Annotated in this window: 15 protein-coding genes; 11 read left to right on the plus strand and 4 right to left on the minus strand. The window is 72.0% G+C overall.

Going from position 1 to position 14886, the window contains the following annotated elements; genetic code table 11:
• The first annotated feature begins 2 nt into the window (after positions 1–2).
• From hypF to ACWCXB_RS26625, 7 genes are all read left to right on the plus strand, one after another.
• Positions 3–2435, plus strand: a complete 2433-nt coding sequence (hypF, locus tag ACWCXB_RS26595) for a carbamoyltransferase HypF (protein ID WP_450726231.1) — start codon at positions 3–5, stop codon at positions 2433–2435.
• Between the two features lie 36 nt (positions 2436–2471).
• Entirely contained in the window at positions 2472–2792 is a 321-nt protein-coding gene (locus tag ACWCXB_RS26600; protein ID WP_450726170.1) for a HypC/HybG/HupF family hydrogenase formation chaperone, read from the plus strand.
• On the plus strand, positions 2789–3913 hold the full coding sequence (hypD, locus tag ACWCXB_RS26605) for a hydrogenase formation protein HypD (RefSeq protein ID WP_450726172.1): 1125 nt from the start codon (positions 2789–2791) through the stop codon (positions 3911–3913). The genes ACWCXB_RS26600 and hypD overlap by 4 nt, the downstream gene beginning before the upstream one ends.
• 85 nt (positions 3914–3998) lie before the next feature.
• Positions 3999–5012 carry a hydrogenase expression/formation protein HypE gene (hypE, locus tag ACWCXB_RS26610; RefSeq protein WP_450726233.1) on the plus strand — a complete coding sequence of 338 codons (1014 nt, stop codon included), beginning with the start codon at positions 3999–4001 and terminating at the stop codon, positions 5010–5012.
• A 308-nt stretch (positions 5013–5320) separates the two neighbouring features.
• Entirely contained in the window at positions 5321–5890 is a 570-nt protein-coding gene (locus tag ACWCXB_RS26615; RefSeq protein WP_450726174.1) for a TetR/AcrR family transcriptional regulator, read from the plus strand.
• 122 nt (positions 5891–6012) lie between these two features.
• On the plus strand, positions 6013–6600 hold the full coding sequence (locus ACWCXB_RS26620; RefSeq protein WP_450726176.1) for a hypothetical protein: 588 nt from the start codon (positions 6013–6015) through the stop codon (positions 6598–6600).
• Positions 6597–6842 carry a DUF6296 family protein gene (locus tag ACWCXB_RS26625; protein ID WP_450726178.1) on the plus strand — a complete coding sequence of 82 codons (246 nt, stop codon included), beginning with the start codon at positions 6597–6599 and terminating at the stop codon, positions 6840–6842. Before ACWCXB_RS26620 ends, ACWCXB_RS26625 begins: the two co-directional genes overlap by 4 nt.
• 60 nt (positions 6843–6902) lie before the next feature.
• Here the strand turns inward: ACWCXB_RS26625 and ACWCXB_RS26630 are convergent, their stop codons facing one another.
• Positions 6903–9692: a SpoIIE family protein phosphatase gene (locus ACWCXB_RS26630; RefSeq protein WP_450726179.1), complete on the minus strand. Its 2790-nt coding sequence runs from the start codon at positions 9690–9692 to the stop codon at positions 6903–6905.
• A 291-nt stretch (positions 9693–9983) separates the two neighbouring features.
• Here ACWCXB_RS26630 and ACWCXB_RS26635 point away from each other — a divergent pair, with 291 nt between their 5' ends.
• The gene (locus ACWCXB_RS26635) at positions 9984–10124 is read left to right on the plus strand and encodes a hypothetical protein (RefSeq protein WP_450726181.1); all 141 of its coding nucleotides are present in this window, start codon (positions 9984–9986) and stop codon (positions 10122–10124) included.
• Here ACWCXB_RS26635 and ACWCXB_RS26640 read toward each other — a convergent pair.
• Positions 10105–10350, minus strand: a complete 246-nt coding sequence (locus tag ACWCXB_RS26640; RefSeq protein WP_450726183.1) for a hypothetical protein — start codon at positions 10348–10350, stop codon at positions 10105–10107. The two genes, ACWCXB_RS26635 and ACWCXB_RS26640, sit on opposite strands and share 20 nt — an antisense overlap.
• A 91-nt stretch (positions 10351–10441) precedes the next feature.
• Between ACWCXB_RS26640 and ACWCXB_RS26645 the strand changes: the two genes are divergently transcribed.
• Entirely contained in the window at positions 10442–11317 is an 876-nt protein-coding gene (locus ACWCXB_RS26645) for a YhjD/YihY/BrkB family envelope integrity protein (protein WP_450726185.1), read from the plus strand.
• A 111-nt stretch (positions 11318–11428) separates the two neighbouring features.
• On the opposite strand, the gene ACWCXB_RS26650 is transcribed toward ACWCXB_RS26645, so the two are convergent.
• The gene (locus ACWCXB_RS26650; RefSeq protein ID WP_450726187.1) at positions 11429–12337 is read right to left on the minus strand and encodes an NAD(P)-dependent oxidoreductase; all 909 of its coding nucleotides are present in this window, start codon (positions 12335–12337) and stop codon (positions 11429–11431) included.
• Between the two features lie 158 nt (positions 12338–12495).
• Here ACWCXB_RS26650 and ACWCXB_RS26655 point away from each other — a divergent pair, with 158 nt between their 5' ends.
• Both ACWCXB_RS26655 and ACWCXB_RS26660 read left to right on the plus strand, forming a co-directional pair.
• Positions 12496–13338, plus strand: a complete 843-nt coding sequence (locus tag ACWCXB_RS26655) for a PP2C family protein-serine/threonine phosphatase (RefSeq protein WP_450726188.1) — start codon at positions 12496–12498, stop codon at positions 13336–13338.
• A gap of 55 nt (positions 13339–13393) precedes the next feature.
• Complete coding sequence (locus ACWCXB_RS26660) at positions 13394–14392, plus strand: MASE1 domain-containing protein (protein ID WP_450726190.1); 999 nt, start codon at positions 13394–13396, stop codon at positions 14390–14392.
• Positions 14393–14515: 123 nt separating this feature from the next.
• Here ACWCXB_RS26660 and ACWCXB_RS26665 read toward each other — a convergent pair whose 3' ends face one another.
• Positions 14516–14878: a DUF952 domain-containing protein gene (locus ACWCXB_RS26665; RefSeq protein WP_450726192.1), complete on the minus strand. Its 363-nt coding sequence runs from the start codon at positions 14876–14878 to the stop codon at positions 14516–14518.
• Positions 14879–14886: the final 8 nt, after the last annotated feature.

Consider the following 14886-nt stretch of genomic DNA (forward strand, 5'->3'; position numbering starts at 1 on the left):
CCATGTCCGTACGGCGCCGCCGGGTCACCGTGCGGGGTGTGGTGCAGGGCGTCGGCTTCCGGCCGTTCGTGTACACCCTCGCCACCGGACTGGAACTGACGGGCCATGTGACCAACACGGGCGACGGCCTCGTCGCCGAGGTCGAAGGCGCGCCGCTCGCCGTGGCGCGGTTCTGCGCGCGTATCGGCAGGGACGCCCCGCCCCTGGCGATGGTGGAGTCGGTCCACGACGAAGAAGTCCCCGCCACCGGCGGCAGCGGCTTCACCATCCTCTCGTCACTCACCGACGGACCCGTCCGCACACTCGTCTCCCCGGACACCGCCTCCTGCGCCGACTGCCTGGCCGAGCTCGCCGACCCGGCCGACCGGCGCCACCGGCATCCCTTCATCACCTGCACCCACTGCGGGCCGCGCTTCACCATCGTCACGGGACTGCCCTACGACCGCGACCACACGACGATGGCCGACTTCCCGATGTGCCGCGACTGCGCCCGGGAATACGCCGATCCGGCCGACCGCCGCTTCCACGCACAGCCGGTCGCCTGCCCCTCCTGCGGGCCCCGGCTGCGGCTGATCATCGCCCCGGCCGCCCCGGGGCTGCGGCCCCGGCACGTGCTCGCACCCGATCCGAACGACCGGAGCCTCGGCGGTCCTGCGAGCACGGCGGACCCGGTCGCCGAGGCGCGCGCGCTCCTGTCCGGCGGCGCGATCCTCGCGGTCAAGGGGCTCGGCGGCTACCACCTCGCCTGCGATGCGACCAACTCCGGGGCGGTGGCGCTGCTGCGCAGCCGCAAGGCCCGGGGCCGCAAGCCGTTCGCCCTGATGGCACGGGACATCGCCACGGTCGAACACCTCGTCCACATCGGCGCCGAGGAGCGCGAGCTGCTCACCGGCAGCACCCGCCCCATCGTCCTGATGCGCCGCCGCAGCGCATCCCCGAAGGAGCCCGGCGCCCCCCGGATCGCGGAAGGGGTCGCCCCCGGCAGCCCCGACCTCGGCGTCATGCTCCCGTACACACCGCTGCACCATCTGCTGCTCGGGCTCGACGGCGACGACGGAAGCGCGCCCCGCCTCCTCGTCATGACCAGCGGCAATGTCGCAGGGGAGCCCATCGTCACCGACGACACGGAGGCGCTGGACCGGCTCGCCCATCTCGCCGACGCCTGGCTGCTGCACGACCGGCCGATCCATGTGCCGTGCGACGACTCCGTGGTGCGCATCTGCGACGGAGAAGCGCTGACGCTGCGCCGCTCACGCGGTTATGCCCCGCTGCCGGTCTCCCTGCCCGTGTCCGTGCCGCCCGCCCTCGCCGTCGGCGGCGACCTGAAGAACACCTTCTGCCTCGGGACCGGCCGCAAGGCCTGGCTGTCCGCCCACATCGGCGACATGGACGACCTCGCCACGCAGCACGCCTTCGCGGTGGCCGAGGAGCAGCTGGAGGCGATCACCGGGGTACGGCCGGGCCTCCTCGCTGCCGACCGGCACCCCGGATACCGCTCGGGCACCTGGGCGCGGCGCCACGCCGGGGACCGGCCGCTCGTTCGCGTCCAGCACCATCACGCGCATGTGGCGTCGACCATGGCCGAACACGGCCTGGACGGCAGCCGACCGGTGATCGGCGTCGCCTTCGACGGCACCGGATACGGCGAGGACGGAGCCGTGTGGGGCGGGGAGTTCCTGCTGGCCGACTACGATGGCTTCACCCGCTACGCGCACCTCGCGTACGTACCGCTCCCGGGCGGCGACGCGGCCGTCCAGCGCCCGTACCGCATGGCCATTGCGCATCTGCGGGCGGCAGGCATCGACCGGACGGCCGGCCTGCCCTGCGTCGAGACCTGCTTGCCCGGCGAACTCGCCTTGCTGGAACGGCAGCTGGAGCGCGGCCTCAACTGTGTGCCCACGTCCAGCATGGGCCGACTGTTCGACGCCGTCTCCTCGCTCGCGGGCGTATGCCACCGCGCCGGGTACGAGGCGCAGGCCGCCGTCGAACTCGAAGCCGCCGCAGTGAGCACCGCCGCCGACGACGACGGCGGCCGTTACGCCTTCGCCCTGCGTGCGCCCGGACCGGAAGGCCCGGCCGCACCGGCCGGCCCGGCCCCCGCCCTGGCCGCCGACCCCGCACCCGTCCTCGCCGCAGTCGCCGACGACGTACGCACCGGCACTCCTGTCTCCCTGGTCGCGGCGCGCTTCCACGGGGCGGTCGCCCGCCTCGTCCGTACCGTCTGCGGCACGGCACGCGAGCAGCACGGGCTCGACACCGTGGCGCTGACCGGGGGAGTGTTCGCCAACGCGCTGCTCTCCTCGGCCTGCGCACGAGGACTGCGGAAGGACGGCTTCACCGTCCTGCGCCACCACCGGATCCCCCCGAACGACGGAGGGCTGGCCCTCGGCCAGCTCGTCGTGGCCGCCCGCACGACGGCCGAGGCCGCCGGATGACGGAGCGCGCCGCGGCGCGACAGCGAGGAGACACTCATGTGCTTGGCGGTACCCGGCAAAGTGCTGGGCATCGAGGACCGGGACGGCACCCGCATGGCCACCGTGGACTTCGGCGGCGTGGTCAAGGACGTGTGCCTGGAGTATCTGCCAGACCTCAAGGTCGGTGAATACGCCATCGTCCACGTGGGATTCGCCCTGCAACGGCTCGACGAGGAGTCGGCCCGGCAGACGCTGGAGCTGTTCGCGAACCTCGGCATGCTCCAGGAGGAGTTCGGCGATCCGTGGGAGCCCGTCGCCGAAGCGGACGGAACCGAGCTGCCCGCCGCCGGCGGCGTCGCCGGGGAGGAACAGCGATGAAGTACATCGACGAGTTCCAGGACCCGGACCTGGCCCGGCGGCTGCTCGACGAGATCCGTGCCACCGTGACCCGGCCCTGGGCGCTGATGGAGGTCTGCGGAGGCCAGACGCACACCATCATCCGGCACGGGATCGACCAACTCCTCCCGGACGGGATCGAGTTGATCCACGGCCCCGGCTGTCCGGTGTGCGTGACACCGCTGGAGGTCATCGACAAGGCACTGGAGATCGCCTCACGCCCGGGGGTGATCTTCTGCTCCTTCGGCGACATGCTGCGTGTGCCGGGGACCGGCCGCGATCTGTTCCAGGTGCGTGGTGAGGGCGGTGACGTACGGGTGGTCTACTCACCGCTCGACGCCCTTCGCATCGCTCAGGAGAACCCGGACCGCGAGGTCGTGTTCTTCGGCATCGGCTTCGAGACCACCGCGCCGCCCAACGCCATGACGGTGTATCAGGCCCGCAGGCTCGGCATCCCCAACTTCAGCCTGCTGGTCTCCCATGTGCGCGTACCCCCGGCGATCGAGGCGATCATGCAGTCGCCGAACTGCCGCGTCCAGGCCTTCCTCGCCGCCGGGCACGTCTGCAGTGTGATGGGTGTCGGCGAGTACCCGGAGCTCGCCGAGAAGTACGAGGTCCCCATCGTCGTGACCGGATTCGAGCCGCTGGACATCCTGGAAGGCGTACGCCGCACCGTCCTGCAGCTCGAGCGCGGTGAGCACACCGTGGAGAACGCCTACCCGCGTGCCGTCAGAGCCGAGGGCAACCAGGCCGCACAGGCCATGCTGGACGACGTCTTCGAGGTCACCGACCGCGCCTGGCGCGGCATCGGGGTGATCCCCGACAGCGGCTGGCGGCTGTCCCCGCGCTACCGGGACTACGACGCCGAGCACCGCTTCTCGGTGACCGGCATCGACACCCGCGAGCCGGCCGAATGCCGCAGCGGCGAGGTCCTGCAGGGGCTGCTGAAGCCCCATCAGTGCGAAGCCTTCGGCACCACCTGCACCCCGCGCACCCCGCTCGGCGCGACCATGGTCTCCAGCGAGGGCGCCTGCGCCGCCTACTACCTGTACCGGCGGCTCGATCCGGCCGCCGCCTCCCGGAAGGGAAGCCCCGTTGTCTGAGACCAGCCAGTCCGCAGCCACCCAAGCGCCGGACGTCCTGGCGTGGACCTGCCCCGCTCCACTGCGGGACCAGCCGCGCGTGGTGATGGGCCACGGCGGTGGCGGCACCATGTCCGCCGAACTGGTCGAGCACATCTTCGCGCCCGCCTTCGGCGGACCGGCGCTGGCCGGGCTCGGCGACTCCGCCGCGCTCGAACTGGGCGGTGCGCGCCTCGCGTTCTCCACCGACTCGTTCGTGGTGCGGCCGCTGTTCTTCCCCGGCGGCAGCATCGGCGACCTCGCGGTCAACGGCACCGTCAACGACCTCGCCATGAGCGGTGCCCGGCCCGCGTATCTGTCCTGCGGTTTCATCCTCGAGGAGGGGGTCGAGCTCGGGGTCGTCACCCGCGTGGCCGAAGCACTCGGAGCGGCTGCCCGCACCGCCGGAGTGGAGGTCGCGACCGGCGACACCAAGGTCGTGGAAGCCGGCCACGGCGACGGCATCTTCATCAACACCTCGGGCATCGGCCTCATCCCGCACGGTGTTGATCTGCGCCCGCAACGCGTCGTACCCGGCGACGTCGTCATCGTCAGCGGCCCGATCGGCGCCCACGGCGTCGCGATCATGAGCGTGCGCGAGGGCCTGGAGTTCGGCGTGGAGATCGAGAGTGACTGTGCCGCGCTCGGCGGCCTGGTCGCGGCGATGCTCGCGGTCACCGACGACCGTGACGTCAGTGGCGCCTGCCCCCTCCACGTACTGCGCGATCCGACACGCGGCGGACTCGCCGCGGCCCTGAACGAGCTCGCGACGGCATCCGGCACCGGCGTCGTCGTGCAGGAGCGCGCGATCCCGGTCCCGCCTGCCGTGGCCAACGCCTGCGCCGTCCTGGGCCTGGACCCGATGTACGTCGCGAACGAGGGCAAGCTCGTCGCGTTCGTCGAGCGCGAGCACGCCGACGCGGTCCTGGCGGCCATGCGCGCGCATCCGCTGGGCAGGGAGGCAACGGTGATCGGCGAGGCGGTCGCCGGCCACCCCGGAATGGTGGTGGCGCGCACCGGACTCGGCGGCACGCGCGTGGTCGACATGCCGCTCGGTGAACAACTGCCGCGCATCTGCTGAGCCTTCGAACCCAAGGAAAGAGGAGGACGTAGCGAGCACGCCTGCCCGATCCTCGCGAGCAACCGGAGCAGCGGCGGGCTCGCCTGCTGCCGGCAGTCGTCGCAGCACAGGGGGCCCTTCCTTGAGGGCCCCTCTGCCACATTCAACGGCGTGCGCAACCGCAGTCCGGCAGTCGACGGGTCGTCTCGTGGAGCCGTGCGCCGGTGCCGTGTCCTCGTGCTCAGTCAGCGACCCCACCCTCGGCCGGCTAATTTGCCTAAAGCTATTAGGTAAATAGATAATTGAGTCTGCCGAATACGAGGAAGGCTATGGCGCGCGTAGGACTGACCACGGAACGCCTGACCCTGGCCGGGGCGGAACTGGCTGACGAGGTCGGCTTCGACCAGGTGACCGTCTCGGCGCTCGCCAGGCGGTTCGACGTCAAGGTCGCGAGCCTGTACTCGCACCTGAAGAGCTCCCAGGACCTCAAGACCAGGATCGCCCTGCTCGCCTTGGAGGAACTCGCCGACCGGGTTGCCGCCGCCCTGGCGGGGCGGGCCGGCAAGGACGCCCTGACCGCCTTCGCCAACGTCTACCGCGACTACGCCCGGGAGCATCCCGGCCGCTACGCCGCAGCCCAGCTCAGGCTCGACCCCGAGACGGCAGCCGCCAGTGCTGGAGGCAGGCACGCACAAATGACGCGGGCCATCCTGCGCGGCTACGACCTGGCGGAGCCGGACCAGACGCACGCGGTCCGACTGCTGGGCAGCGTCTTCCACGGCTACGTCAGCCTGGAGATGGGGGGAGGGTTCAGTCACAGCGCCCCCGACACGCAGGAAACCTGGTCACGGATCCTCGACGCCCTCGACGCCCTCCTGCGGAACTGGCCCGCGCCCTGACCGAGGACCCCACACCAGCCGGACGCCGCCGACCGCGCGGCGCAATCGGCGAGTCCGACCATCCGACGGACACGCTGCCCACCAAACGGGTTTACACAGGTGCCCGGCGCCGCCCGGACGGGGTGTACGACCTGCTCGTCGACGGCCGCCTGGCCGACCAGGCATACGTGACCGGCGGCAACACCCTGACCATCGACATGACCACCGGGACCGCCCAGAATCAGCCCGGCCCGCCCGGCACCCTCCGCTTCACCGGCCTGCCCGACCGTGTGAAGGACGTCGAGATCTGTTCGATCAGCCACGGCTCCGACCCGCAAGCCCCAACGTCGGACTCCATGTCCGGCGTATCCACGATGGCGCACGATCCCGGCGCGCCACCACACCTCGCCTCACCGGCTCTCCTCCGCCTGGTGCGGCTGCGGACTCGCCGGCGCCCTGCTCGTCGAGTTCGGCGGCGCTGCGCAGCGCCTTCGCGCGCATCACGGTGCTGGAGCGGGGTGCTGGTCTTCATCGACGAGGTCGGACGGTTCGACCACCTGATCCCGATCGGCACGCCGGACAAGGCGGCCCGCGAGCCGGGGTCGCTCCCGGTCGTCCCGTGGTCACATGCCGCTCGCGCCCGGGCTGAACTCCCTGATAATGGTCATTCGGGTCTATATCCGGACGCGGTGCGCGGCGGTTCGCCGGCGCGGCAGAGGAGGGCGTTATGAACCGGGACGACACCGGCGAGGCGTACGAGCTGATCTTCTCGCACGGCGAGGTGGACGCTGAGGGCGAGGACGCCGTCGTCGTACGCCGTACCGACCGCAAGGGCCCGGGCGGCCATCCGGTCTACGCCGACGACACCGGCATCGTGCAGGCCGAGATCAGCGACCGCGGGGAAGTGCGGATGCTCGCCAGCGGCGGGCACCAGCAGCCCGCGTCGGGCGTCGAGGCCCGCCCGGTCGCCTAGGTAGGACCTGATCCACAGGACAGGCCCCCGGCCCGAGGACATGCCCCAGCCGGCAGGCCGTCACCACGCCAGTTCGTCGTCGAACATCATCATCGCCGACTCGTCGGGCAACTCGCCCGCCGGCGCCAGTTCGGCCCAGATGATCTTGCCGTCGGTGACATAGCGGGTCCCCCAGCGCTGTGAGAACTGGGCCACCAGGAACAGTCCGCGCCCGCCCTCGTCGGTGGTCGCGGCCCGGCGCAGGTGCGGGGACGTGTTGCTGCCGTCGGACACCTCGCAGACGAGCGTGCGTCCGTGCAGCAGACGGGCCCTCACGGGCTCGGTGCCGTAGCGGAGCGCGTTCGTGAGCAGTTCGCTCAGCACGAGCTCGGTGACGAACGAAGACTCCTCGAGCCCCCAGTCCGCGAGCCTGCGGGTGGCCTCGTTGCGCACCCGGGAGACCTCCGCGACATCGAACGGCACGTCCCACACGGCGACGTTCTCCGCCGCCAGCAGCCGGGTACGGGCGACGAGCAGCGCGATGTCGTCGCTCGACTGGCTGGGCGGCATCGCCTTCGTCACGGCGACACAGGTCTCCTCAGGAGTGAGATCCGGCGGGGCGATCGCGGCCCGGAGCAGCTCCAGTCCCTCGTCGATGTCCCGGCGGCGGTCCTCGACCAGCCCGTCCGTGAACAGGACGAGCCGGCTGCCTTCGGCCAGATCGACCTCGATCTCCTCGAACGGGTGTCCGCCGATGCCGAGCGGCGGCGACACCGGCAGCTCGGGATACCTCACGCCGCTCACCGGTTCGACCAGCGCCGGCGCGGGATGCCCGGCGTGCGCGAGCGTGCAGCGCCCGCTGACCGAGTCGTACACGGCGTACAGGCAGGTGGCGCCGGTGATCGGGGCTCGGTCGTGGTCCTCGGCCGTCTGGTCGGCGTCGATACGGATCACCAGGTCGTCGAGGTGCGCCAGGAGATCGGCCGGGGGCAGGTCGAGGGACGAGAAGTTGAGTACGGCGGTACGCAGCCGCCCCATCGTCGCGGCGGCGTACATGCCGTGCCCGACCACGTCGCCCACCACCAGGGCGACACGGAACCCGGGCAGCGGAATGACGTCGAACCAGTCGCCGCCCACCCCGGCCTGCGCGGGAAGGTAGCGCCAGGCCACCTCCAGCGCGTCCTGCTGCGGCAGATCACGGGGGAGCAGACTGCGCTGCAGGGTCACGGCCATCGCGTGCTCCCGGGTGAACCTGCGGGCGTTGTCGATCGCCACCGCCGCCCGGGCCGCCAGCTCCTCCGCGAACGACGCGTCGTCCTCGTCGAAGGGCGGCTGTTCCCCGGTCCGCCAGAAGTTGGCCATGCCGAGGACGACGCCCCGGGCCTGCAGCGGCACCGTGATCAGCGAGCGGATCCCGTAGTCGAGCGCCAGCTGCGCCCCCTCCGGGTCCTGGCTGCGCCAGCCGTGGAGGGTGGTCAAATCCTTCGCGAGCACGGCCTGGCCGCTGTCCAGGGCCGTGGCCATCGGGGTGGTGGGGATGACGAAGCGGATCAGGTCCCCGACGGGCTGGAGCGGAGGATCGTCGCGGACGCCGTGCAGGGCCGTACGGCGCATCTCGGTGGTGGTCGCGCCGGTCGGTTCCTCGCCGCGCAGCACATGATCGAGCAGTTCCACGGTGGTGAAGTCGGCGAACCGGGGGACGGCCACCTCGGTGAGCTCCTCCGCCGTCCGCTTCACGTCCAGCGTGGTGCCGATCCGCACCCCCGCCTCGTACAGCAGGGTCAGGCGCTCCCGGGCGATCTCGGCCCGGCCGGACAGAGCCCGCAGCTCGGTGGTGTCACGAAGGCTCGCGACCACGCCCGGGACGCCTCCGTACGGCGCCGTGGGCCGCGTGTTGACGGCGAGCAGTCGGTCGCCGGAGAGGAACACCTGGTCGGAGACCTCTTCGCCGGACACCAGCAGCTGGGTCATGCCCGCGCCGAGGCTCAGCTCGGACACGAGCTTCCGGTCCGCGTCGGGAGGCAGTTCGAGGAGCCGGCGCGCCTCGTCGTTGGCGAGCACCAGCCGCCCGTCGCCGCTGACGATCAGCACGCCCTCGCGCACCGCGTGCAGCACCGCGTCGTGGTGCTCGTACATCCGGGTCATCTCCGCCGGGCCGAGGCCGTGCGTCTGCCGCCGCAGCCGCCGGCTGACCAGCGCCGCGCCGCCGGTGGCGAGCGCCAGCGCACCGGCCGCGGACCCCAGCACGACCGGAAGCTGCCGGTCCAGCAGTTCACCGACGTTCGCGACCTGGATACCCGCGCTCACCAGGCCGACCACCCGCCTGCTGGCATCGTGGACGGGGACGACGGCCCGGACGGCGTCGTTCGGCTGGCCCTCGAAGGTCTCGGTGAACGCCTCGCCCGCGACGGCCCGCGAGATGTCCCCCTCGACGCGCTCGCCGATCAGCTCGGGCACCGGGTCCGTGTAGCGGATCCCGTCGAGGCTCAGTACAGCGATGAAGTCGACGCCCGCCCCGCGCTGAGCCTTGTCGGCGGCGGGCTGCAGGATCGCGGCGGGGTCCGGGGACTTGAGCGCGAGTGCCGTACCGGGCGCGTGCGCGAAGGTCTCCGCCGTGGCCAGTGAGCGGTTCTCCGCGTCCTGCCGGCTGTCGTAACGCGCCTGCAGGACCAGGGCCGCCGACGCGGCGATCACGACGAGGATCACCACGATCGCCTGGAGGAGGAAGACCTGGGTGGCGAGGCTGTGCACGCCGAGGAGTGAATGCGGACGCCGCTCTCGGTCCGCCGGGCGCTCGCGCTGATCGCGTGACCGTCGGCGGCTGAGCGGCTTGACCGCCGTCAGCCGGGACCGGCGGGAACGTCCGATCATGTCCCAGTTCTAACACTGCGCCGCCCTCCGGGGCGACTGCACGATGACAACGGTGCGGCGCGGGGGAGACGCGGTCCGCGCCGGATGTCTTGACGCCCGGGAAACGGCTTCGGAAACTGACGGCCAAGTCGATTTGGTCCGTCCCGTTTCCCCCGCCCGCGCGCGTCCGCCGCGTCCACCCGACATCCGTGGAACACCCGGCCCGAAGCGGGTCAGTGTGAGGCTGACCGCCTGACCGCCTGACCGCCTCACCACCGCACCGCCGCGGCGCTGCTCGCCCTCGTCATCGCCGTGGCGGCGTTCGTCCAGGGCGCGAGCGGTCCTCCGGGGTTCGCCCTGATCGTGGCGCCCGTGTCCGGCTTCCTCGCGCCCGGGCTGCTCCCCGTGTTCCTGCTCGCCGTCATGATCCCGCTCAATCTCCACATCGCGTGAGCGAGCCGCGCTCGATCTGCGCGGAGCGGGCTGGATCAACCGTCGCCGCGTGCTTCCTCGTCGGCCGGCCGGCCTCGCTGACGCTTCTCCTCGCGACGGGCCGGGCACAGCCGGCGCAGCTGGGGTGGGCGGCGATGGTCGGCGGGCGGACGCCGGGGCCGCGGTCGTCGAGGGGCGCGTGGCCGTCGCTGGGCACGGCGTCGGTGGTGGGGCCGATGGCGGTCACCGCCACATTTTCCTCCATGGCCCGGGCTGGGGGCACCCGTTCGGCGGCATACGGGAGGGGTCACGGCGCGCGGGCGGGTAGGCGAGCGCACATGCCCTTCAGATTCGGTGCGCCGGACGACCCCGCGGCGTACCACGGCCACTGGTTCACGCGGCTCCACCGGCGGATGATGACGTCCTTGGTCGGGCTCGCCTGGAACCGCGGGCGCGAGATGGAGCTGATGCACCGCGCCATGGGCTTCGCGGCGCTCAGCTTCCTCACCCTCGTGCCGCTGCTGGTCGTCGTCGCGGCGGCCGACCTCGCGAGCGGCCAGGGCTTCGCCAAGTGGCTGGTGCAGGGCCTCGGCGTGTCCGAGGTGTCGCAGGAGGAGGTCGAGCAGCTGTTCGGTAAGCCGGGGCAGGCCCTGCAGCGGACCACGGCGCTCGGTCTCGCCGCGCTGGCCGGGTTCGGGGTGACCTTCGGCTCCGCCGTACAGACCGGATACGAGCGGGCGTGGGACCTTCCGACCGCGCGCTGGCACACGATGTGGCGGCACGTCGTCTGGCTGGCAGTGCTGATCGGCGCTCTGCTGGCGTTCGTCGCCACGCCGACCCCCGCGGACGCGTCGGCCGTGGTGACGATGCTCGTCGCCTGCGGGGACCTGATCGGCACCTTCGTCTTCTTCTGGTGGTCGCAGTGGCTGCTGCTGTGCGGCCGCGTCCGCTGGCGTGCCCTGGCGCCGGGGGCGGCGACGACCGCGCTGGGGCTGCTCGGGCTGCGGATCTTCTCGCAGTTCGTGTTCTCGCCGCTGATCGCGTCGAACGCGGTGACGTACGGCCCGTTCGGGACCGTGCTGGTCCTGCAGTCCTGGCTGGTCGGCGTGGGCTTCGTCGTCTACGGCGGCGCGCTGGTCGGGCGGCTGTTCCACGAGGAGCGCCTGCGGCGCAGGCTCACGGCGGAGGGGTACATAGGACCGCCGGATGAGTGAACGGTCCGCCCGCGGGGCGGAGTTCTCCGGTTGAGCGATCGACGTGGGGGACGGCGAGGGAATTGCCGTACGTGCAGGGCCGGTTGGCCGGTGGCGTCGGCGTGTCCCGGCTCAGTTGCCGCGATCCTCGAACGACGCCAGGTAGGAGGCGGCCATGTCGTCGTCGCCGTGCCCGGCGCGCTCCGCCCGTTCGAAGCGGGCGATGCCTGCCTGGGCGACGTCGACGAGGACCCCGGCGCGTTCGGCGGCTTCGGTGATGAGCCGGGTGTCCTTGAGGGCGTTGGCGACGCTGAAGGAGGGGGTGTAGTCACCGCTGAGGATGACCGAGGCCTTGGCGCGGAGATAGCCGCTGTCCAGGGCTCCGCCGGAGACCGAGTCGAGGAAGGCCTGGGGATCGACACCGAGGCCCCGGGCGAGCGCCAGGGATTCGGCGATGGAGTGGTTGAGGGCGGTGACCCAGCTGTTGATGACCAGCTTGAGGCGGCTCGCGGCCGCCGTGGCGGCGTCCTCGCCCATCCAGGTCGTGTGGCGGCCGATGGCGTCGAAGACGGGCGCAAGGACGACATGGGCGGCCGGCGGGCCCGCGGCCAGGACGACGAGTTCGCCCGCTTCGGCGGGCTGCCGGGAGCCGACCACCGGTGCGTCGACGAACGCGAGGGCGTGTTCACGGGCGAAACCGGCCAGCTCCGCCGTGGCGGCCTCGCCGACGGTGGCGGTCTGGGCCCACACCGTGCCCGCGGAAAGACCGTCGGCCGCTTCCTGCATCGCGGCCAGCACCCGCGGCCCGTCGTTCAGCATGGTCACCACGACATCCGCGCCGGTGACCGCGTCAGCCGGCGTACCGGCGCAGTACGCACCGTCGGCCACCAGGGCCTCCGCCTTCGCACGCGTACGGTTCCATGCCCTGACGGGCAGTCCCGCGCGGAGCATGCTGCGGGCCATGCCCGCGCCCATGACTCCCGTACCGAGCACAGCCACCGTAGGGCGGGCCTGTGCGCTGTCGCTCGTGGGCGTGGTCACGTGAGGTGCCTCCTGGCGTGGCTGTGTTGCCCGTGGCTGGTGGGGAGATCGTAGGCGAGGGGGCGTGCGCAGCTTCGTCAAGCGACGCTCAGGACCCGGAAGTATGATGAACGTCGGGTTCCGTCTGGTACGGGAACGGACGTACATCGGAGCGGTCAATGACGCGGCGTCGTCCACCGAGGTCGGCGAGCGCCGACGATCTCCTGGTCACGCTCGGGCGTCTCACCGCACAGGCGCGGGAGAGCGCCGAGCTGCAGAGGGCCCGGGTGGACCTGGCAGAGGCACTGCAACGGGACATGCTCCCCGCGGCTCTGCCGTCCCTGCCCGGACTGCGGACAGCGGCGCGTTACACGCCCGCCCGCGACGGACTCGACATCGGCGGGGACTGGTTCGACGGTTTCGTCATGCCCGACGGCTCACTCGGGTTCTCCATCGGGGACGTACAGGGACACGACGTCGAGGCGGCCGCCTTCATGGGGCAGATCAGGATCGGGCTGCGCGCCGTGGCCACGGCGGCGACCGACCCCGGCGAGGTGCTGAGCCGGGCCAACGACCTGCTGGTCTCCGTGGCGCGCGACCTCTTCGCGACCTGCACGTTCGTCCGCTTCGACCCGTCGGCCTGGGTCCTCGAGAGCGCCCGGGCCGGACATGTTCCCGCCGTCTGGGCCACGGCCGACGGCAGCTGTGGCGCTGCACAGGACGACGGAGGGATGCCGCTGGGCATCCAGCCGGGCGAGGGCTACCCGGTGACCAGGCGCCGGCTGACTCAGGCGGGGGCCTTCGTCCTGCTCACGGACGGGGTGATCGAAGGCCCGACCGTCCCCATCGACACGGGGCTCGACCGGGTGACCCGCCTCGTGGGCGCCGGCACGGGCGCCGGGGCCGGCGCCGACGAGCTGGCCGCCGCCGTGATGACGGCGGCCGAGTTCACCGACCACACGGACGACGCCGCCGTACTCGTACTGCGCCACGACGCGTCCGCACCCGACCGCACCGACTGAGGTCGGGCCGGCCGGCGCGTGTCCCGGGAGGCGCCCGGGCGGGGGACGTTGTGTCATGACAGGTGTGGGCCGCACCAGGGAATTCCGACGCATCGGGGCAGTCGTGCTCCTCATGCTCGCCGTCGCCGCCGCCTACTACGTGGCAGGGCTGGTCGGACTGACGCTGCAAGTGGTCGTCGAGGGCGCGGTGGTCACGCCGCTCTGGCCGCCCACTGGCATCGCCGTCGCCGCCCTGATCTGGTTCGGGCTGCGGATCTGGCCGGGGATCGCCCTCGGCACCTTCCTCGTCATCCTGGCCCTCGGCTCGTTCCGGCCCTTCGCCCTGGCCGTCCTCGCCGGGAACTGCCTCGCCCCGGTCTGCGCCTACCTGATGCTGCGCCGGGCGGGCTTCCGCGCCGAACTCGACCGGCTCAGGGACGGGCTGGCGCTCGTGTTCCTGGGTGCCTTCGCCGGGATGCTGATCAGCGCGACCTTCGGGGCCGGAGTGCTGGTGCTGGCGGGTCTGCTCGCACCGGGCAGCTTCTGGCCGATCTGGTCGGCGTGGTGGGCGGGCGACGCCATGGGCGTCCTCGTGGTCACACCGCTGCTGCTGGTGGCCCGGACGGTCCGGTGGCCCGTGGACCTGCATCCCGCGCGCTGCGCCGAGGCTGTGCTGCTCCTGGTCAGCGTCACCGTCGTCGCGCTCGTGACCACCCAGAGCTCCGTCGCCGTGCTCTTTCTCGTCTTCCCGCTGCTCATCTGGGCGGCGCTGCGCTTCCAGCTGCCGGGTGCCGCCCCGTGCGTCCTGATCGTGTCCGTGCTGGCCATCTCGGCGGCGACGGACCGGGCGGGGCCGTTCGCCGGGCACAGCCTCTTCGCGGTCATGGTCACGCTCCAGGCGCTCAACGCGTCCGCGGCGCTCACGGGCCTGCTGCTTTCGGCGATCGTGACCGAGCAGAGCAATGTCCGCCGCAAGATCGAACAGGCTTGCGCAGAGCTGGCCGAGGTGGTCGACCAGCTCTCCCCGGGCACGACCGTCCGCAGATGGCCGCCGCCGGACGAGTCCGGCCGCTAGGGGGTGTCCGCGGAGCCGCCTGACGTCGCAAACCCAGCCTCTAGGGGCTGCCTTGCCCGGAGCGCCCACGGTCGACCGCGGTGCCGGTCCCGGCGGCCCCGGCGGTCCGTCGCGGCACGCTCTTCAGGCCCAGGGGGCGAACCCGACCCCGCGTCCGTCCGCGTCCCGCTGGATCTCCAACAGCCCTTCGACCGCATCCCGGTCGATCGGTCCGTACACATGCGGGAAGAGCGTGTCCGGGGCGACACCGGGCGGCGGGGCCGAGCCGGCCGGCTCCGAACGCACGGGGGAGCGGAGCTTGGTCTCGTCGATGAGCAGGGCCATCAGCGGGCCGGGGGTGTCGCGGTAGTACGCGCTGACGACGGCGAGCGTCGTCGGCTCATCGGGGGAGCAGTGGATGAAGCCCTCGGCGACGAAGGACTTCGGTGCGTACGGCCGTTCGGGCATGGCGAGCCAGTCGTCGAGCGGGACCACATGGATGATCATCGTTCAGT

Source organism: Streptomyces sp. NPDC001514 (assembly GCF_053597075.1).

What these genes read in the sequence shown, in the direction of transcription:
- hypF (WP_450726231.1), top strand. Translation starts at nt 3, where the DNA reads ATGTCCGTACGGCGCCGCCGGGTCACCGTGCGGGGTGTGGTGCAGGGC.
- ACWCXB_RS26600 (WP_450726170.1), top strand. Translation starts at nt 2,472, where the DNA reads ATGTGCTTGGCGGTACCCGGCAAAGTGCTGGGCATCGAGGACCGGGAC.
- hypD (WP_450726172.1), top strand. Translation starts at nt 2,789, where the DNA reads ATGAAGTACATCGACGAGTTCCAGGACCCGGACCTGGCCCGGCGGCTG.
- hypE (WP_450726233.1), top strand. Translation starts at nt 3,999, where the DNA reads ATGGGCCACGGCGGTGGCGGCACCATGTCCGCCGAACTGGTCGAGCAC.
- ACWCXB_RS26615 (WP_450726174.1), top strand. Translation starts at nt 5,321, where the DNA reads ATGGCGCGCGTAGGACTGACCACGGAACGCCTGACCCTGGCCGGGGCG.
- ACWCXB_RS26625 (WP_450726178.1), top strand. Translation starts at nt 6,597, where the DNA reads ATGAACCGGGACGACACCGGCGAGGCGTACGAGCTGATCTTCTCGCAC.
- ACWCXB_RS26630 (WP_450726179.1), bottom strand. Translation starts at nt 9,692, where the DNA reads ATGATCGGACGTTCCCGCCGGTCCCGGCTGACGGCGGTCAAGCCGCTC.
- ACWCXB_RS26645 (WP_450726185.1), top strand. Translation starts at nt 10,442, where the DNA reads ATGCCCTTCAGATTCGGTGCGCCGGACGACCCCGCGGCGTACCACGGC.
- ACWCXB_RS26655 (WP_450726188.1), top strand. Translation starts at nt 12,496, where the DNA reads ATGACGCGGCGTCGTCCACCGAGGTCGGCGAGCGCCGACGATCTCCTG.
- ACWCXB_RS26660 (WP_450726190.1), top strand. Translation starts at nt 13,394, where the DNA reads ATGACAGGTGTGGGCCGCACCAGGGAATTCCGACGCATCGGGGCAGTC.
- ACWCXB_RS26665 (WP_450726192.1), bottom strand. Translation starts at nt 14,878, where the DNA reads ATGATCATCCATGTGGTCCCGCTCGACGACTGGCTCGCCATGCCCGAA.